At 52.6% G+C, this 19,630-nt stretch carries 15 protein-coding genes and 2 pseudogenes; 6 read left to right on the top strand and 11 right to left on the bottom strand.

Annotated elements, in window-relative coordinates; translation table 11 throughout:
• Positions 1-70 precede the first annotated feature (70 nt).
• Positions 71-1,147 (top strand): annotated as a pseudogene (locus EMQ_RS14505) (IS5 family transposase).
• A 293-nt stretch (positions 1,148-1,440) separates the two neighbouring features.
• Here EMQ_RS14505 and EMQ_RS14510 read toward each other — a convergent pair.
• The 5 genes from EMQ_RS14510 to EMQ_RS14530 all read right to left on the bottom strand — a co-directional run bounded on the left by EMQ_RS14510 (position 1,441) and on the right by EMQ_RS14530 (position 8,013).
• Entirely contained in the window at positions 1,441-2,418 is a 978-nt protein-coding gene (locus EMQ_RS14510) for an aliphatic sulfonate ABC transporter substrate-binding protein (protein WP_081470937.1), read from the bottom strand.
• A gap of 35 nt (positions 2,419-2,453) precedes the next feature.
• Entirely contained in the window at positions 2,454-2,831 is a 378-nt protein-coding gene (locus EMQ_RS14515; RefSeq protein WP_010666364.1) for a 4Fe-4S dicluster domain-containing protein, read from the bottom strand.
• On the bottom strand, positions 2,828-4,411 hold the full coding sequence (locus EMQ_RS14520; protein ID WP_010666363.1) for an FAD-dependent oxidoreductase: 1,584 nt from the start codon (positions 4,409-4,411) through the stop codon (positions 2,828-2,830). The genes EMQ_RS14515 and EMQ_RS14520 overlap by 4 nt, the downstream gene beginning before the upstream one ends.
• A gap of 23 nt (positions 4,412-4,434) precedes the next feature.
• The gene (locus EMQ_RS14525; RefSeq protein WP_018307794.1) at positions 4,435-6,639 is read right to left on the bottom strand and encodes a TonB-dependent siderophore receptor; all 2,205 of its coding nucleotides are present in this window, start codon (positions 6,637-6,639) and stop codon (positions 4,435-4,437) included.
• Between the two features lie 78 nt (positions 6,640-6,717).
• The gene (locus tag EMQ_RS14530) at positions 6,718-8,013 is read right to left on the bottom strand and encodes an NtaA/DmoA family FMN-dependent monooxygenase (protein WP_018307793.1); all 1,296 of its coding nucleotides are present in this window, start codon (positions 8,011-8,013) and stop codon (positions 6,718-6,720) included.
• Positions 8,014-8,218: 205 nt separating this feature from the next.
• Here EMQ_RS14530 and EMQ_RS14535 point away from each other — a divergent pair, with 205 nt between their 5' ends.
• From EMQ_RS14535 to EMQ_RS14545, 3 genes and pseudogenes are all read left to right on the top strand, one after another.
• Positions 8,219-9,574 (top strand): LLM class flavin-dependent oxidoreductase, encoded by a 1,356-nt coding sequence (locus tag EMQ_RS14535; RefSeq protein WP_010668510.1) that lies wholly within the window; start codon positions 8,219-8,221, stop codon positions 9,572-9,574.
• 27 nt (positions 9,575-9,601) lie between these two features.
• Positions 9,602-10,933, top strand: a complete 1,332-nt coding sequence (locus EMQ_RS14540) for an LLM class flavin-dependent oxidoreductase (protein WP_010668511.1) — start codon at positions 9,602-9,604, stop codon at positions 10,931-10,933.
• Between the two features lie 74 nt (positions 10,934-11,007).
• Positions 11,008-11,740, top strand: a pseudogene (locus EMQ_RS14545) (IS5 family transposase).
• A 60-nt stretch (positions 11,741-11,800) separates the two neighbouring features.
• On the opposite strand, the gene EMQ_RS14550 reads toward EMQ_RS14545, so the two are convergent.
• Positions 11,801-12,115, bottom strand: coding sequence for a hypothetical protein (locus EMQ_RS14550; protein WP_010666527.1), 315 nt, complete (start codon positions 12,113-12,115; stop codon positions 11,801-11,803).
• A 329-nt stretch (positions 12,116-12,444) separates the two neighbouring features.
• Between EMQ_RS14550 and EMQ_RS14555 the strand changes: the two genes are divergently transcribed.
• A protein-coding gene (locus tag EMQ_RS14555; RefSeq protein WP_132012082.1) for an IS5 family transposase occupies positions 12,445-13,148 on the top strand; the annotation gives its coding sequence in 2 pieces (ribosomal slippage) (positions 12,445-12,727 and positions 12,727-13,148; 705 coding nt in all).
• A 289-nt stretch (positions 13,149-13,437) separates the two neighbouring features.
• Positions 13,438-13,671 (top strand): hypothetical protein, encoded by a 234-nt coding sequence (locus tag EMQ_RS17420; protein WP_373278086.1) that lies wholly within the window; start codon positions 13,438-13,440, stop codon positions 13,669-13,671.
• Positions 13,672-13,834: 163 nt separating this feature from the next.
• Here EMQ_RS17420 and EMQ_RS14565 read toward each other — a convergent pair whose 3' ends face one another.
• The 5 genes from EMQ_RS14565 to nuoK are packed head-to-tail and all read right to left on the bottom strand — an operon-like array spanning position 13,835 to position 19,630.
• A complete protein-coding gene (locus EMQ_RS14565; RefSeq protein WP_010668653.1) occupies positions 13,835-14,335 on the bottom strand; it encodes a CBS domain-containing protein in 501 nt (166 codons plus the stop codon).
• A 45-nt stretch (positions 14,336-14,380) separates the two neighbouring features.
• The gene (locus tag EMQ_RS14570) at positions 14,381-15,841 is read right to left on the bottom strand and encodes an NADH-quinone oxidoreductase subunit N (RefSeq protein WP_010668654.1); all 1,461 of its coding nucleotides are present in this window, start codon (positions 15,839-15,841) and stop codon (positions 14,381-14,383) included.
• Complete coding sequence (locus EMQ_RS14575) at positions 15,838-17,349, bottom strand: complex I subunit 4 family protein (protein ID WP_010668655.1); 1,512 nt, start codon at positions 17,347-17,349, stop codon at positions 15,838-15,840. Before EMQ_RS14575 ends, EMQ_RS14570 begins: the two co-directional genes overlap by 4 nt.
• The gene (gene nuoL / locus EMQ_RS14580) at positions 17,346-19,313 is read right to left on the bottom strand and encodes an NADH-quinone oxidoreductase subunit L (protein WP_010668656.1); all 1,968 of its coding nucleotides are present in this window, start codon (positions 19,311-19,313) and stop codon (positions 17,346-17,348) included. Before nuoL ends, EMQ_RS14575 begins: the two co-directional genes overlap by 4 nt.
• A gap of 5 nt (positions 19,314-19,318) precedes the next feature.
• On the bottom strand, positions 19,319-19,630 hold the full coding sequence (nuoK, locus tag EMQ_RS14585) for an NADH-quinone oxidoreductase subunit NuoK (protein ID WP_010668657.1): 312 nt from the start codon (positions 19,628-19,630) through the stop codon (positions 19,319-19,321).

Raw genomic sequence — 19,630 nt, forward strand, 5'->3', positions numbered from 1 at the left:
CTAAAACTTCTTGGTTTTGATGCTGTCTCTATGATTCCATTATTCCGGTTCTGGTCGGAAGAATGGCGATATGAAACAGCTTGGTTTCTTTGATGTTGAAGAGCGTCTGTCTCGACTGAGTGGTCTTGGCGATCAGCTTGAAGACTTTTCCCGGACCGTAGATTTTGAGGCGTTTCGACCTGATCTGGACAAGGCTCTGGCCTATGCAGATGGAAGCAAAGGCGGTCGTCTGCCCTTTTATGCGGTTCTGATGTTCAAAATCCTGGTGATTCAGACGCTGAACAACCTCTCCGACGAACGGACGGAATACCTGATCAATGACCTCCCGTCTTTTGTGAGTTTCCCTGGTCTGGGCCTGTCAGATCGGGTGCCCGATGCCAAAACGATCTGGCTGTTTCGTGAACGTCTGACGCAGGGTAGTGCGATTGAAAGACTGTTTGAGCGCTTTAATGCCACACTGTGGAACGCTGGCTACCTGCCAATGTCAGGCCAGATGCTGGACGCAACACTGGTGCCGGTACCAAAACAACGCAATACCAGCGAAGAGAAGGCGGATCTCCCGGCAGGGCGTATCCCCGAAGACTGGAAAGACAGGCCGGCAAAACTGTCGCACAAGGACAGACATGCCCGATAGACGCTAAAGTTCACTAAAGCGAAGCGGCAGGATGATGGAACGACCCCGTCAATGGATATCGCTATTCCATTCTTTGGCTATAAATCGCATATTTCCATCGATCGGAAAGTTCAGGTTGATCCGAAAATGGAAAGCGACAGATGCGCCTCCAGCGACGGCGCGCTTGAGAGAAGGATTGCTCGACCGCAGCAATACCGCGTCTGATATCTGGGCCGACACGGCCTATCGGTCAAAAGCCAATGAAGACTTCATGGAAAAGCACAGCTTTGTTCCGAAAGTTCACAGAAAAAAGTCTCACCTCAAGCTTATGTCCTGCCACGTCCAGAGATCAAATGCTGGAAAATCCGTCGTCCGATCCCGTGGCGAGCATGTCTTTGCTGATCAGAAATCGCAGACGGGACTGTTTCCCGGACAGTGGGCATTGCCCGTGTCACCATGAGGATCGGGCTGGCCCATATCGTCTACAACATGCGCCGCTTTCTGCTCCTGGAGCGAATCAGCGTCCCAACTTAGAAAACAAGGCTATCACGCTCCCTGCTCTGTCCCAGACGCAGAGCTAAGGTCATTACTCAGAACCATTATGACACGCCCATTGAGCCCAAAATCAGGACATAATCCCTTCAATCAACGGTTCTTCTATCCTTCCGGGTCATTGGGAGAAAAACTTCGAAGGGATCATAACTGTAAGAAACCCTTGAAGGTCGTCCTTTATTGTTTTTGGCTACGCAGAAGCAATCAGCAGAGCAGCAGGCTGGCGTAAGACTGCCAAGAGTAAAATGAATAATCCTGAAAAGTTTTATGCAAAATCAAGCAGGAATCAAAAAAGATCGGTCGTAAAAATCGATGACATTAAGCCGGGATGGAATGACACCGGCAGTTTGGTAGAGATCGGCTACTTTCTGATGAATGGCAATGACTTCATCCGTGACGGAGGGCAGGGCTGTCATCACCATGCGTGAGGAAGACACACGGGCTATGTCCAGTGGCGTGCCGGTATCCCGGGAGAAAGCGAGGGCGCGCTCTTCCTGATGGTTCGCGCCCCATGTAAGGGCCTTTCCAACACGTGACATGAAATCCGTCAGTTCAGCCCGTTTTTTGATAATGGCAGCCTCGCTGGCGATGCCACATTCGACTTCATCAACCAGACCGTGGGCCGTCAGCAGAATACGGGCATGATCTTCAAGTTCAGCCGTTGCGGCATAGGGATCCCAGATCGCCCATGCATCCACTGACCCACTGGAAAGCGCCATTCTTGCATTCGCAGCAGCCAGGGGCACTTGCACAATCTGACCCACATCAAGACCTTCCTGTCGCAGGGCTGCGAGGACCAGAAGATGGCCGGGTGAGCCTTTGACAAATGCGACACGGCGGCCAATCAGATCCCGCATGATGCGGGCCTTGCTGTTTCCGGGCACCAGCAAGGCGTTGGATTTTCCATCCACATGCCATGCCGAAATTGCCTTGAGCGGGCTGCCTGCCGCAAAAGTGAATGTCGCTGTTGCATCACCCACATAACCAAAATCAAGTGCGTCTGACGCAATGGCGGAGATCAAAGGGGCTCCCACGGGGAAGGATGCCCACTGGATACGATACGGTAACTGCTCAAGCTGTCCGGCAGCTCTTAGAAGAGAGCGTATACCTCCCTTCTGATCACCGATGAACAGTGTGGGTCCGACGCTCCCATCTACGGGTCCAGACAATCCGGGTGCTGCCTGTAGTGGCAATGGCAGCAATGAGAGAAAAGATGCACCGAGCACTGTACGGCGGGGGAGAAAAGTCTTCATATTGACGGTCCCACTCAAAAGCTGCGTAGATTGTTTCAGATTTTCTTTTCAGGTTCCTTGTCATCGGATTGCTGAAGTGCGTAGCGAGTGGAAGAAATCATCACCCCCTCTCGCAAAAGACCACCCAGTTGCCAGAAGTTTTTCAGAGGCTCTTCTTTATGGCTATCCCAGCCATAATCTCTACGGATATTTCCCAGAGGATTATTTTTCAACTCTGAACGAGGAACTTCTACACCAACGTAAATGGCGTCTTCCGGACAATACAGTTCACACAGAAAACAGGTCTGACACTGATCCGGTCGTGCGATTGCTGGGGGTTGATCGTTCTTCGCTAGGTCGAGAACATGATCAGGACAGACTACGACACATGCATTGCAATTGTTGCAACGCTCAGAAAGAATTTCTGTAATCACGAAACAACCTCTGCAACGCGAGGTTTTTCCAGATATGGAGTGATCTGGTCCAGACCTCCTGTGATGATGCGGCGCTGGTATTCGGGACTTTGTTGAAAATAGTCTTCCCTTACATGCATGCCACGGCTCTCTTTTCGAACCAGTGCGGAGGCATTGCACCATCTTGCCGTTGCGACCATGGCAGCAGTCTCTCTTGCTGAAACAGCATCCAGATTCCTGCCTTGCAGATTATTCCGTATTTCAGACCATGCTGCATCCAGCAGGGAAGCCGAAGATCTCAGTTTGGTTTCATTTCGCCAAAGCGCCTTGTCCAGATCGAGTATTTCGTTTTGTGCGGTCTGTATTGCGGCTTTATTATCAACAGTTTTTATGGTGTCGGATGGACGCAATCCCGGACCTCCAAGAGGGTTCAGTTTTTCGCTCTGATCGAGTGTCTTGCAACGTTTTTTTGCTTCCCGAGCAGCTCCCGTCCCTGAAAGCACGCCCGAAGAGAGTGCCCATGCGGCGTTCTGAGCTCCACCGCCGCTTGTAGCTCCGGCGATATGTTCGCGTGTTGCGGCATCGCCCGCTGCGAACAGTCCAGGTACGGCCGTGGCACACACGTCATCGATAATCCTGAGACCACCGATTCCCCGGATTGTACCCTCTCCGAACAGTTTGACTTCAAACCGATCCTGAAACATGTCGAGACCACGTCGCTCAAAGGCTGCAACGGTTGCCGGCTGGATCTCCCTGATAACGGCGGGTAGTCCTACCGGTGCTTCGTGAAGATCGGCATAAACCGGGCCAGTTCGAAAGGCATCGGCCAATTTGCAGAGATATTCACGAGGCTTGTCCCAGCCGGGGATGAACAGGAGCTGTCCTTCTGCGTTGAAGTATCGTGCTCCCGTATAAGGCAGCGTGCGTGTGCTCAGCCAGGCAGGAGAAATGGAATAGGAAACACAGAATTCCATTCCAGAAAGTTCTGCACCAGCCTCCACGCCCATGAGGTAGCCGTCCCCTGTGTTGTTATAACTCCCCAGCAAGCCGGACCGAAAGGCGCAGCCACCTGTCGCCAGTATGACGGCACCCGTCCGGGCATTCCATGGTCTGTCATTCAGCCGGTCATATCCTGATACGCCCCCGATTGAGCCATCCTGCCGTGCCAGAAGTTCCAGAACAGGATGTTGATCCAGAATGATGACACCAAGTTTTGTTGCGTATTGCCGTAAGGCGCGAAGATATTCAGGGCCACGCAGGCCTGAGTGAAACGTGCCCCCTTTGCCATCTCCGGCAAAAGGATACCATGGGGCTATTTCCGGAATGGAGCGCCATGTTATATCAATGATACGTTCCATCCAGACCGAGTCTGCCAGTCCAAAAGCAGTCTCCAGCCGGCGTTCTACCGCTGATCTGCGTAAGTCCTGTTCCGGTGGCACCCACCAGTGATTTGGACCGGCTGGTGCGGTGACGCCGCTGGTTCCCATGAAGCCCTTATCCGCGATGACAACACGGGCACCTGTTTTTGCGGCGGAAATGGCAGCCCAGCCCGCAGCCATTCCTCCGCCGATAACCAGAACATCTGCAATGATCGCGTTCATGATGCTTTCCTGTTCGGCAAAATTCAGAAATCTATCCGCGCACTGAGGGAGACCGTTCTTGGATCTCCGGGGAGTGCAGCCATGTTGCCGTATGTTGTCCAGTATCGCTGGTCACCCAGATTTCGCACCATTCCCCTGAAGGTCATATGATGTTTACCGACCGGCATGACGTAATTGGCGCCGATGTCCCATATCCGGTAGGAAGGAAGCGCCAGTGTGTTGGCTGCTCCATCATACATCGAGTCTACGTAACGAAAGTAAGCGTCCAGACTTAGGCCTTCGACATGGGGGACACGGTAATGAAGCTGGGCAGACGCCTGTAAAGGAGCTGTCCCTTCAACATGATTTCCTGTTATCGATACAGAGGCTTTCTGATAAAGAGCAGAAAGGTAGGTAATGCCGCCGGAGAGTGTCAGACGTGGCGTTATGGCGAACGCTCCGTTTATTTCCACACCCTGATAACGCGCCAGCCCGTCCTGCATGTAATAATTCTGTGCATTCGTATAACCAGTGCCGCTATCGAGACGAAATAAAGCTCCCGTCAGGGACCAACGTTTACGCGCAATTTTCACCCCAAGTTCGTAATTTCTGCTCTCCATGGGCGCAAAGACTTCATTCCTGTTGACGTTACTGCTTCCGGCCTGTCCACCGCTCTGCATTGCGCGGACATAGCTGAAATAGACATTCAGTCCTGGATCTATTTTGTAGGTCAGGGCAAAGACCGGTGTCACGGGCGTATTACTATGACTGGCTGTCTTTGTACCATCTGGAGAAAAATCATTTTCATTATACCAAGTATAACGGAATCCAGCGAGGAGGGACCAGTTTCGCCAGGTAACGGTATCACTCAGGAATGGAGCGATCTGCTGGTAGTCAATATAGTGATACAAACGGGAATGATAGAAATCTGCTGGCGTATGACCGGATAATGAGGGAATATCATTGAAGATATTTCCAGTGGAAATGACTGTATTTGTTGTTGCGTTGGCGTCTGTGTCATACAATTGACGTTCCCACGATATGCCAGCAACTATGTCGTGTCTGAATGGGCCTGTATCGACATGACCCTCCGTCACTTCCTGAATCTGATTATACCACCACTGCCTTTGAATGAAGAAGGCATTATCGTGGTAACTTCCCTTGTTGTCCGTCAATGTCATGATTGTGCCTGGAAAATCTTCATCCAGAACGGAATAGCGATATGACAGACGGGAGTGCCAGTCAGGATTGATATCCCAGGTCAGTCCGGCTGTGACCACTTTCATGTCATTCGTTTTCCAGCTTCCTCGAGCGCCCAACTGTGTCCGTCCACTGATGGATGGTAATGAGGTGACATTCGACGCAATGGAAAGCGTATTAATCATGTCTTCCTGAAGAGTTTTCATGAAAAACATGCTGGCGTCCCATTTAAGGGAGTTGGTTATCTTTCCATCAAATGCCAACGTCACACCGTCACGTCGCATTGTGCCGCCATTGAAAAGATTTCCGATTTCATTGACAAAAGAAAAACGATAGCGCAGGCGACCCTGATCTACGAGTGTTCCTCCAGCATCAATCATCTGTCGAAAGACAGCATCGGATCGATAACCTGCTTCCAGCGATACTGTTGTGGCGTCATGGGGCTTCTTGATTTCGAAATTGACCACCCCGCCTGGAGCCCCAAAACCATACATGAAGGCCGAGGCACCCTTGATCATCTGAATGCTTTCGAAATTTTCGACTGGCAGATCGATTGACCAGTATGGAATGGCCAGCCCGTCCACTTTGTAACCATTCAGTGAATCGACAGCCAGTCCTCGAATCTTGAAACTTGCTCCTGATGCCGCGCCATTACCACTGTTGGCAATCGTGACCGAGGAATCCTGAGCAAAAACAGCATTGATGTCAGTAGCCTGACGTGCCTGAATTGTCGCTGCATTGACTGAAGACACGGCAAAAGGGGTATCGAATGCGGAACGGCTCCCTAGAGCGCCACTATTGACGGTATTGCGTAAAGGTCGGCTTACACCACCGGTATGGACAGTAATATTTTCTGATGAAGAGCTTATAATTGACGAAAATTTTCGTTTAATTTTTGATTTATCATCATTTTTGTGATCTTCCTCTTTGGCTTTCGGATAGGCGTGTACTGAAGCGGCAATAAGAGATTCTTCAGGGAAAGCTATTGCAAATCCGGCGAAAACGAAGAACCCAAGAGAGCGCGAGAGAAGAAAATCTTTCTGCAGCATGATGCTTTCCTATAAAAAACCGGGCTGCTCCGGTGAATGTTGTCTGACAGAGACGAGAGGAACGTTTATTCTTCTACATCAGAGTCCCAGATGATGTCGGAGAGTGTTTCCATCGTAATTTCGACGAAATGCACCTCGACGCTGAAGTTCTGGTATCAAAGAGTCGAAAAACAGATCGTCTGAAGCGGGGCAGATGGGAGGAATGATCGTAAAGCCATCCACACCAGTTTCATCCACCCACGATATCATCTGATCGGCTACGGTCGTCGGGGAGCCAACAAAAGAAGGAAACGATAGATCCCGTGCATAGGAGCGTGCTGTTTGTTCCAGTGTCAGCCCGCGTGCTCTTGCCTCAGCAACCAGAGGTACGAACCGGCCACGACTTCCCCGGATTTCGGAATCCAGATCTGGTATCAGTTCATTCTGAGGATACTGTGAGAGATCATGATTCATGCTCCCGGACATGAAGGTCAGACCCGCAAGGGGATGGATGAGAGCATCCAGTTCCGCCTGAAATTCTTTGGCCCGACAGTCAGTTTCTGCAACTATCGGGACACATCCGGGAAGTATCCGCACCTTGCTGGGATCACGGTCTGCTGATGCTATTTTCTGACGGAAATCAGAGACAAAATTGCGTGCTCTGGCAGGTGTTGTCAGAACGGGAAAAATGACCTCTGCATATCGGGATGCGACATCCGAAAAGCGTTCTGAAACGCCTGCCTGAATAAGAACGGGAGGAGCTTCTGCATAGGGAGGGAAAGTGAGAGGGCCCTTTACCTGAAAATGTTGCCCTTCATGATAAATCGGATTGATATGATCCTTGAGTGCATAAACACCTTGTTCCCGGTTACGCACAACGGCATCGGGTTGCCAGCTTCTCCAGAGCGATTGCACCACTTCTATGAATTCTTCTGCCCGTGCATAGCGTTCTGCGTGCTCAAGGTGGTTTTGGCGACTGAAATTACGTGCCTCACTATCACTGACTGATGTGACGGCATTCCAGCCCACTCGTCCATGACTGTAATGGTTGATGGCACCCAGCATGCGAGCAACGTGATAGGGCTCGGTGTAGGTCGTGGAAATCGTTCCTGCGAGGCCAATTCTATCCGTCAGGACGGACAGCGCTGAGAGCAATGTCAGAGGTTCCGGTGATCCGACTGCACGGCTGGTAACCGTTGCTTCAATGGACCCTCCATAATTGCTGTCAATCGCCAGTTTGTCGGCAACAAAAACCATATCAAGCGCTGCACGCTCAGCTTTGCGGGCAAGAGAAGCATAGGCTCTGATGTCCATAGGGTCAGCATGAGAGGATGTGGCATGTCGCCAGCCTCCAAGATGCAGACCAGAAAGAGTCAGAAACAGGGCCAAATGCATTAGAACGCCTCAAAAGAGAATTGACCGCTAATTTCTAATAAAGATAACGCATGTATTAATAACAAGTTTTTCTTTTTTGTGACTCAATATCCTGCAAACTATGATGATTGTTTTCAAAGCAGAATTCTTCAATTTAATATTTCTTGTTATCGGAAGATAAAATCGGCCGCCAATGTCATGTCCCTATCGTTCAGGAGAGAGTGTCATGGGCTCTATCAGACAGCGTCAGATTAAGTTGGGTGCGATTCTTGCTGGTGTTGGAACCGATTTCAGCCAATGGAGAGATCCGGAATTGCCGCCGAATGCCAGCATTGATATTGATTGGTACATCCGGAATGCACGGCTGGCGGAAGAGGCCAAATTCGACCTGGTCTTCATTGTCGATAGTCCATTTATTACACCAGATACCGCGCCACACTTCCTCAATCGTCTGGAACCGCTCACTTTGTTGTCGGCTCTGGCAGTTTCCACGTCGCGTATTGGTCTGGTGGGCACACTGACCACGACTTATTGGGAGCCTTACAATGTCGCGCGGCTGTTTGGCTCACTTGACCATATCAGCAAGGGGCGCGCTGGCTGGAATGTGGTGACTACCGGACTTGAAGGTGCGTCACGTAACTATGGCAAGGACAAACACCTTGATCATGCCCTGCGCTACCAGCGGGCAGAAGAATTTGTCGATGTTGTGAAAGGTCTCTGGGATAGCTATGAGGATGATGCTTTCCCCTATGACAAGGAAAACGATGTTTTTCTTGATAAGTCAAAGCAGCATGCGCTCAACCACAAAGGTGAATTCCTGTCCGTTGCAGGGCCGCTGGCTCTGAGTCGTTCGCCACAGGGGTATCCCGTTATTTTTCAGGCTGGGGACAGTAATGCAGGTCGGCAGCTGGGTGCGCAGATTGCAGATGGTACGTTTGCGGCAGTAGAAGATTTTGAATCAGCTCTTGAATATTATAAGGATCTCAAGGCGAGAGCGAAAGCACTCGGCCGTGATCCTGACGCCATCCATGTTCTTCCCGGTATTGCTCCGATCATTGCCGAAACAGATGAAAAAGCCCGTGAGATAGCAATTGAACGGGAAGGATCTCTGGATATAGAGAAAAAGCTTGTCGCTCTCGGGCGAGCCTTCAATTATCATGATTTCCGACAGTATCCGCTTGATGAGCCGTTTCCCGATATCAGTAATCTGACCTTGAACAGTTACAAAGGTCATGCAGAGCGTATTTTGCGTGGAGTGGCTTCTGGAAATCTGACATTGCGGCAGGCGACGGAGCGTTATGGCGGCTGGCGTCTCAGCTTCGTTGGATCACCGGAAACAATCGCCAACGAGATCGAACGCTGGTTTGTCGGTGGTGCTGTAGACGGCTTCAATATTCGTTTCACCAACCCTCGGGATTTCAGGGCTTTTCGTGAACATGTCATTCCGATTCTTCAAAAACGAGGCCTGTTCCGGACCGAATATGAAGGAACGACACTGAGAGACCATCTTGGCCTTCCAGTTCCCGAAAACAGGTGGACAGCACGGAAACGTGAAGATCCTTCACATGCCGCTGCCACCTGATCACTCTCTGTTTTGAAAAGCGATAAAATGACACAGAAACGCAAGATCAAACTTGGATTCATTCTGCATGGCGTCGGACGGACATGGGATGACTGGCGCCATCCGGAACGGAATGTGCGAGCCAGCACAAATTTTTCCCTGTATCGCAAACAGGCTCAGCTTGCAGAAAAGGGGAAGTTCGATTTCCTTTTTGTTGCTGACAGTCTGTCGATCAATGAAAAATCCAGTCCACACTATCTCAACCGTTTCGAACCGCTTACTATTCTGTCGGCGTTAGCTGCTGTCACCGATCACATAGGGCTCGTCGGCACGCTGAGTGTGAGTTACACGGAACCGTTTAATGTAGCGCGACAATTCGCCTCGCTTGATCATATCAGTCATGGTCGAGCTGGCTGGAACGTTGTCACTTCATGGTTGAGTGATACGGCTGCAAATTTTGGCCGAAAGGAGCATCCTGCCCATAGTGAACGCTATCGCATTGCAGCGGAACATCTGGAAACTGTGCAAGGATTGTGGGACAGTTGGGAGGATGATGCTCTGGTTGGTGATAAGGCTAGTGGTGTATTTGTAAATCCTGAGAAACTGCACAAACTTGATCATGCCGGGGCTCATTTTCAGGTTCGGGGCCCTCTGAATATTGATCGTTCTTCGCAGGGACAGCCGGTTATTTTTCAGGCGGGAGCATCGGACACCGGGCGTGATTTTGCTGCGCGGCATGCAGAAGCTGTTTTCTGCGGTCCAGCGGATTTGGACGAAGCCCGTCTTTACTACGCCGACCTTAAATCCCGTGCCCATAAGCTCGGTCGTAAAGATGATCTTCCTTTCATTCTGCCTGGAGCCGCACCGATTGTCGGTTTGACCGAAGAAGAGGCGGAAGCGCGGTATCAGGAGCTTGTTTCTTTAACCTCAATCGATACTGGTCTTGGTTTCCTCTCACGCTCATTCAATGATCACGACTTCCGACAGTACGATCTGGATGGACCTTTTCCTCAAGTGGAGCATATCGGTAATGAAAGTAACCAGAGTGCCTCGCAACGTATTCTCAAACAGGTCAGAAAAGACAATCTGAGTATCCGGCAGATTGCGCTGGAACTTGCCACGCCACGTGGGGATTTTGTCGGTACGCCAACGCAGATTGCTGATGCCTTACAGAACTGGTTTGAATCCGGAGGATCAGATGGTTTTGTTCTGTTTGAGCCTCTTCCCGGACAGCTTGATCTTTTTGTTCAGCATGTCGTGCCTATTCTGCAGGAACGCGGTCTATTCAGACAGGACTATGAGCATAAAACATTCCGGGAGAACCTTGGTCTTTCCATCCCTGTCAATCGCTACGCTGTAGATCGTAAGCAGGCTGGCTGAATGAAAGGATCGAAGGGCTGCTGACTGGTGGTGTCTTGGCAGCCTGAACTATCCCAGGATTGAAAGAGGGCTTGATGAAGAATTCCGCAAAGCCATTTTTCCCACTGGCACATGGGGTTCCGCGGGTGGATGACCGTCGTGTTCTGAGCGGAATTGTTTACGTGATCTGCAACGGTCTTCAGTGGAAAGACGCTCCGAAAGTGTATGGCTCACACAAGAGCTTGTACAACCGGTTTATCCGCTGTAGCCGCCTGGGTGTCTTTGACCGGATTTTTGTCGCCCTGACAGAGCAGGCTGGCCGTTCGATGTGTCTGATGATTGATGTAACACATCTCAAAGCACACAGAACGGCAGCCTCCCTGCTTAAAAAGGGACTTTTCCCCGCCATATCGGACGCATAAAAGGCGGCCTGCACTCAAACTCCATGCCGTGTGCGATGGTCAGGGCCGGCCTGTTCGCCTGCATCTGACAGCAGGTCAGGTCAGTGACTCCAAAGGTGCAGATGTGCTGCTGGCAGATCGCCCCGACGAGACAGAAGAAGTCATCGGAGACCGAGGCTATGACAGTAACTAGATCAGGCAGTCTCTCGCAGAACGGAATATCACAGCCTGGATTCCGCCGAAGAAGAACCGGAAATCAAGGCCACCTTACAACTGGCTCCTGCATAAAAAGCGCCATTTCATCGAAAATATGTTCGTAAAGCTCAGAGACTGGCGACGGGAGACAACCCGATATGACCGCTGCGTTCATACCTTCATGTCCGCAATTTGTATCGCGGAAAGCGTCTTTTTCTATCTCAAAGAATAACTCCTGAGCCTAACGAAACAGCGAAATTACAGACATTGCGCATAGGTTAGATCTAAATCATCAATGTTGACCGTAGCTTCCGACGCCCGCTACAAACTTGGAAGCTTCCTTGTCCGTCAAACCCACGGAAGGGTTATGCCGATTGGTTTTTAGGTGAGCACGAAGTTCCTGATCGTATTTTGTTAGCACCTCACCGATGATGTTGCTCTTGTCTAGAATTTCGATCTCCTTGTCTATCCCGTGTTTTATGGTCAGCCTGCGTAGGTCGCGAATATATTGTTTTGCCGCATCCATCGGGTCGCCAAAGATTCCAGCGTAAAACGTCGCATCGGAAATAATCTTGAATTTCAGGTGGACACCAGTTCGAGCGTTCATGTGACGGGACACCCGCGCAAGATGCAGAAGCGACACTTCTTCCGCGAAAGTAACTGACGTGACGTGGTTACGCTTTTGTTAATTGCTTATCACGCAAAACACGAGGAGAAAGACGACGACCTCATTGGCATTATTGATTGCGCGGCGTATTTTCTCTGGAATGCGTCCACACGCCGCGAACATGTGTCTCGGATTGAACTGGAGTAATGGGTGGTTCAGGTAATCTCGGATGGTATACTCCTTTAGGCTTTATGTGGATTCACATAAGGCTTGTGTTATGATTCAAGCTTCGGATGGAACGCTTTGTGCTGACAGACGCCCAATAGGCGCTGATTGAATCCCACTGCCTTGGTAAATCGACCGATCCGGGACGGAGCGGTCGCGACAACCGTCTTTTCATGGAAGTGGTGCTGTGGATTGTGCGCACTGGTAGTCCATGGCGTGATCTGCCTGCCCTGTTCGGTAACTGGAGCACGGCGTTCCGTCGCTTCAGCGACTGGCGCACTGCTGATGTTTTTAAACAGATTTTCGATGCATTATCCGGTGATCCGGATATGGAATATGCAACGATCGTGAAGATTCATCGTCATGGTCAGGGCGCTAAAGGGGGACTCAGGGCCAGGCCATAGGCCGCTCGAAAGGCGGCATGACGACGAAGATTCTCGCGCTTACGGATGCTCTGGGCAATCTCGTTCGTTTCCGTCTGATGCCCGGACAGCGCTTCGACAGTGTGGAAGTGCCATCGTTGATTGACGGTCTCGAATTCGATGCCTTCATCGCCGACAAGGCGTTCGACAGCAACGCCATCATTGCCGAACTGAATGAAAGGGGTGCAACAGTCGTTATTTCCCAGCATCCGCGACGTTCAAAGCCGCTGCTGCTGGATCGGGAAATCTATAAATGGCGGCATCTGATCGAGAATTTCTTCTGTAAGCTCAAGGAATTCAAACGCATCGCAATGCGGACCGACAAAATAGATGCAAGCTTTAGCGCCATGACCTATCTCGCCGCAGCCATCATCCATTCACAGTGAATCCCCACAAGCCCTAGAATGACTTTACTCCAAAAAGCTGCTGAATTGTCGATCGTAATTTGATAGTGCCTCAACAGCTCTGTCATACGATGTTCGAGAAAGCCGGAAAAATATGATGCTAGGGCCTATTAGATCTTGAAATTCTTCCCATATTGTAGGGATGAAAGAAGGAGATAGAACAGGCACCTTTACGGACGAGGCATGGACGATCTGGGAACCTATGATTGATGAGGCAGTTCGCCCAAGGGGCAAGACGCCACCACATGATCTGTAGCGCACGATAGCAGCGATTTTCTGGCGGTATGAAAATGGCATGAAATGGCAGAGTATTCCCGCTGAATTGGGTCCGTGGTGGCGGGCGGTACAGCTTTTCATCCGCTGGGCGAAACTGGGCGTAAGGAAACGTCTGTTCGAACTGGTTCAGAAACAACAGGGAGTGGCGTCGACCTCGTGCGGGCCATGGGAGGTGGCTGGGGACCGTAGGAGGGACCAAAAACAAAATAGGTCTTTGTTGACTACATGATTCTGCCGTGTCAGCCGGTTTGAAGATCAGGTTGCTTTATCGGCGCGAGGTTCGGCCACTCGATCCTGATGGAAGGAAGTGGGTGTCCGATATCTAACGCATGACACCACATCCCCCCACGGGAGAGGTAGCCGCACTTCATAGCATCTGTCGCAACATGCAATCAGCTTTGTTTTTCTCCGCACTGCATCGGTAGCTCTTCATGGGGAGGCTGGACGGCCGCATGGTCGCTGCCTGTCACGTAACCCTGAAGTTCACGTGCTTCCTGTTCGGCATTTTCAGCGCGGAGTTTGACAATATCGCCAATACTGACCAGTCCGACGAGTTTTCCGTTCTCCAGAACGGGCACATGCCGATTGCGGGAATACGTCATGCGGCAGGCAATATCGTAAATACTGTCATCGGGTGTTGCGGTCGGCATAGCCTTCGTCATGATATCCTTTGCGGTCAGGGTGGATATGTCCGCACCATGTTCGGATAACATATGAACGATCCCTTTTTCCGAGACCATACCAATCAGTTGTCCATCAGGATCAAGAACAGGTGCGCCACCAATATTATGCTGCGCCAGTACGGTGGCGACACTCACAACGGGGTCGTCTGCTTTCACGGTAATGACCGTGCTGCCTTTTTGCGCCAGAATGTGAAAGACATGAGAGGACATGGGAAAATCCTTTCCATGTTTTAGGGAAATCGAAAAGAAGTTTCGTCAACGCATCGTCATCTCGGCCTCTGTGTCAGATGGGATGGCGGAGACAGGAAGAAGAGGATGGAGGGCGCGGGCGGGAAAAAGCCCTCCAATCACCACGATTATTGTGAGAACGATGACAAGCGCCATCAGTTCCGGGCGGATATGCCGATTCAGGCTGGCGGATGGCAGCGATGGTGCTGACATCATGACACGGATGATGTTCAGGTAATAATACAACCCGATAATGCTGCCGATTATGAGCACACCCAGCAGTAGGTTGCGCTGGTATTCAACCCCTGTCGCCGCGATCTCGAACTTTGCAAAAAATCCGATGCCGGGTGGAATGCCTGCAAGCGAAAGCAGCATGAGCGACATGGAAGAAGCCAGAAACGGGCGGGTGAAAAACAGTCCCTTCCATTGCGCGATAACCGCGCCATCGGACCCGTCAGGCGTTGCGAAGGCGGCTATGGTCGCAAATACGCCTAATGTACTGGCTGTATAGGCCAGAAGATAAATGGTGATGGCCCCCGATTGCAGACGACCCGGGCAAAGGAAGGCAATCAGCAGATAGCCCACATGCGCAATGGATGAGCAGGCCAGAAGACGTGTGAGGCTGGTTTGACGCAATGCAAGCAGGTTGCCCCCCATAATGGTCAGGATAATGACGACATACAGGATGTCGTTGAGGAAGGGCGGTTGGTTTCCCGTTCCGAAATAGCGGATCAGCGAAGAAAATATCGCGATTTTAGAGACAACAGCCAGAAACGCCGCTACGGGAACGGGTGCGCCTTCCATCACGTCCAGCAGCCACATATGGAAGGGAACAGCAGAAAGTTTGAAGAACATGCCGATAAGGATCATGATCGTGGCGGCGACCGGCAACGCAGGGTAAATATCCCCAGTTGTGGCGGGCGGCATGAACCGCAGCGATCCTGTCACGCCATAGGCCAGACCGACACCAAACAGAAGAATGGCGGAAGACACGCCTGACAGGATCAGGTATTTCATCGCCGCTTCATAACCCGGCATGACAGGGCGATGCCGGAAGGTCACAAGTCCCATAAGCGAGACACCAAGGATTTCCAACCCCAGGAAAAAGGGCATGTAATTCGCGCTGAAGACCATGGTCAGTGCGCCAAGCGTGCCCAGCATGCACAGCAGGGGATATTCATCCACCAGTGACGTGGTTCTGTCGTTCGCATCATTCCGCCATGATATGAGCAGGATACACATGCTGGAAAACATGATGAGAATGGCAGTATAGTTCGCCCATTGATCCTGAATGAACAGGCTGTCGCCATTATCCCGTGCTGTGCCGGTATGGTGCCCTACAAACACAAGAGCCAGTAGCAGTGTCGCCAGTCCGGTCAGAAAACTACGGTTCGTCGAACGTCGCCACGCCGTTGCGGCGAGCATGACCGTGATCCCTACACAGAGCACCGGCAAAGATGTTGGCAGGAAAACATCGTGTTCGATCATGGCGCGTGCTCTCCCTGACCGGTCACCCCTATTACGGACAGGGGAGAGGGAGCGGAAAACGTCATGAAAGGCTGTGGATGTAGGCCCAGCACGATCAGAAAAATCATCGCGCAGGCAAAAACCGCCATCTGCCGCACAGGCAAATCCTTCAAGGGGAGCTGGTCTCCCCGCGGTGCTGCCAGAAAGACGCGATTGACCATCCGTAGCGCATAGATGGCGGCCAGAACCAGCCCCACAGTCGTCACTGTCGCAATGATAGGGCTGACATGCCATGTCGCCAGCAGCACGAGGAACTCGCCAGCGAAATTACCCAGTCCCGGCATTCCGAGCGACGCCACGGCAAAAAACAGTCCCGTGGCGGACAGGCGTGGCATGGCTGTCCACAAGCCGCCGATACGGTGCATGTCACGTGTATGTAGTCGGTCCTGAATGGCGCCCGCGATCAGGAAAAGCGCGCCAGCACTCAACCCATGCGCCAGCATCTGGATGATCGCTCCCTGCATTCCCATGCGTGAGCCGGTAAAGATGCCAAGCACCACAAAGCCCATATGGCTGATACTGCTGTAAGCGATCAGACGCTTAATATCTTCCTGTGCACAGGACAGCCACGCCCCGTACAGAACGCCCACAACACCCAGCCCCATGGCGACGGGCGCGAAATACATGGCCGTATCTGGAAACAGCATGATATTAAAACGGATCATGCCATATCCACCAGTTTTGAGAAGAATGCCTGCCAGTAGCACGCTGGCTGCCGTGGGCGCCTGTGTATGGGCGTCGGGCAGCCAGACATGGACCGGCACGATCGGCAGCTTGACGGCAAAGGCGATGAAGAAGCCCAGCATGAGCAGCATGGACAGGGTAGGAGACAGGTGTGTCTGGGCCAGTGTGAAGTAATCGAATGTCAGCACGCCAGTTTCCCGGTCGTGCGTGATGACCAGACCGAGGATGGACAGCAGCATGAGCAGCCCGCTGCCCTGCGTGAACATGAAAAACTTCAGGGCGGCGCGCTGCCTGTCCTCATGCCCCCATACGGCGATCAGCACGAACATTGGCACCAGCATTAGTTCCCAGAAAAAGAAGAACAGGAACAGGTCTGTGGCCAGAAATGTCCCGATAATACCAGTAAAAGTCGTAAGAAAAAGAAAATGGAATGTACCAGATTTGATCGTAACCTGACGGGTGGCAAGACATGCGCACAGGAAGCACAGGATCAGCGAAAGCCAGATCAACGAGAGCGAAAGACCGTCCATGTCCAGCCTGATCGCGATCCCCATGGTGGGGATCCACGGCATGGAAAAATGCTCCAGCCATGGCCCCGTGCGAATGGTCGGATGGTTGAATGTGACCATTGCAAGCAGCAGGGCTTCCACAATCAGGGTCGCCAGCATTACCCACCACGATGCATTACGTGCGGGTGCGCTGGTATGAGGCAGGATGCGCTCAGCCAGCCACGCCAGACCACCGCCTATGACAGGCAGCAGCACAAGGGCGGGAAGGGGATTCATGACAGCAGCGCCATGGTGAGAGCCACGCACAGCCCACCGGCAATCCATGCCGCATACCACCGCACGCGACCGTTTTGTATCTGGCCCATCAGGTGATCGGCCCACCTTATGCCACTGGTCCCCCATAGGGTCAGCGTGCCCAGAAAAGCCGTTCGCGCTCTGAGAACCGAGGTGCTGGCCGTCCGTGTCAGCCGTCCCGCTCCGGTTATGGCGTAATCAAGAATGTCATGCCGCGTCAGCCATGTCAGGAAACGAAAGGGCTGCACGAACAGACGGTCATACAGGACATCTATGCCCTCCCCGGTGCGGGCAAAGCGGATAACTGCCGCCTGTCCCGGTATCTCGCGCATGACGGGTGAAGGGCGTCCCCACAGCACCCATGCGACGCCAAGTCCGGCAAGCGGAACAACGGCACCCGCCAGCACCAGCCAGCCGGGTTCATCCACGTGTGAGTGGGATGCCGCAGGATCAAGAAGGGTGCTGAACAGATGAAGGGGAGGAAATGTCGTGGGCATTTCAATGATGCCTCCACAGAGGGACAGGACACACAGACAGCCAAGGGGAATGGTCATGAGGCGTGACGTCTGGCCCTTCGCTGTGGTTCCCGATTTTCCGAAAAAAACGATGAATACACAGCGGAAAATATAAAGCGCGGTCAGGAAGGCGCCCAGCAGGGCTATCCCCCACAGGAAATGTCCGCTCAGCATCAATTCGTGGGTCAGGCGGAAATGGGCGGGCCATACGCCCGACAGGATCATTTCCTTGCTGTAGAACCCTGCCGTGACCAGTGGCAGACCGGCCAGCGCGGAGGCTCCGATGACAAAGGCGGCGGTCAGTCCCGGCATGGTGTGGCGCAGGCCGCCCAGACGGAAAATATCCTGTTCATGATGGGTGCGCACGATAACCGCGCCCGCGGTCAGGAAAAGGAGCGCCTTGAAAAAGGCATGGGTCATCAGGTGAAACAGCGCTGCCTGCCATACGCCGCACCCAAGGGCGAGAAACATGTAGCCAAGCTGGCTGATCGTGGACCATGCAAGGATACGCTTGAGATCGGATTGCACCAGTGCCGTGCAGGCTCCTATAAGAATGGTCAGCGCTCCGATTATAGTCGTAAGCACCATGACGGGAGCCGCCAGGGCAAAAAGGTCATGCAGTCGTGCAATCAGATAAACGCCTGCCGTAACCATCGTCGCCGCGTGGATCAGGGCGGAGGTCGGTGTCGGTCCGGCCATGGCATCCGGTAGCCATGTCTGGAACGGGATCTGCGCCGATTTGGCGAGGGCCCCTATGAGGATGAAAAGGGCTGCCATGTTTAGAGCGGTCGGGGTTATCTGTCCATTTGTCACTGCCTCCAGCACGGTGCCGATGTGCAGGGAACCTGCCGCCGTGGCCAGAAGCAGCAGCCCGCACAGCAAGGCCGCATCTCCCATGCGGGTCATGTAAAAGGCCTTGCGTGCAGCCGCAGTATTGACGGGGTTGTCATACCAGAACCCGATGAGCAGGTAGGAACACAGCCCCACGCCTTCCCACCCGATAAACAGGCAAAGCAGGTCGGACGCCAGCACCAGCACCAGCATGGAGGCCACGAACAGCGTCATGCAGCCAAAAAAGCGGGCAATCCCCGGATCGTCCCGCATATAGCTTGCGGCATAGATATGGATGAGTAATCCCACGATCGTGACGACAAGGATCATAATCATGGAAATCCGGTCCAGCATGAATGCGATATCGGCTGAAAATCCTGCGATATGCATCCACGGCCACAGCGTTGTCTGCACTATCCCTGTCGCTGGACCGGATAGAAGCAGGGCGGACAGAACGATGCTGATGGCAGCGGATAGTCCCACGCTCACACAGGCAACTGTCCCGACGGCACGCGCACTCATGCGTCCGGCGGAGACAAACAAGATCACGGAAGCAGCAAGTGGTGAAAGGATGAGAAGGGGAAGCAGAATTTCGCCCATGACCCTTATCCTTGCAGAAGGTTGCCGGTATCGGCATCAAGCGTGGGACGTCCCCGGGCGTGCAGGCACAGGATGATGGCAAGCCCCACCGCCGTTTCTACGGCGGCGAGGGCGAGGATCAGCAGGAACATCACCTGTCCCGCCGCATCGTGCCAGCGTGCTCCCGCGCCCACGAAGACGAGGGCAGCCGCATTGAGCATGATATCCAGAGACATCAGCATAAACAGCAAGTTGCGCCGGATGAGAACGCCCGCCAGCCCGACCGAAAGCAGGATGGTGGCCAGCAGCAGGGTGTCGTTGAAGGAAAAAACCGGCAT

This window comes from Acetobacter aceti NBRC 14818 (assembly GCF_000193495.2).
In the GTDB taxonomy this organism is placed as follows: Bacteria; Pseudomonadota; Alphaproteobacteria; order Acetobacterales; family Acetobacteraceae; genus Acetobacter; species Acetobacter aceti.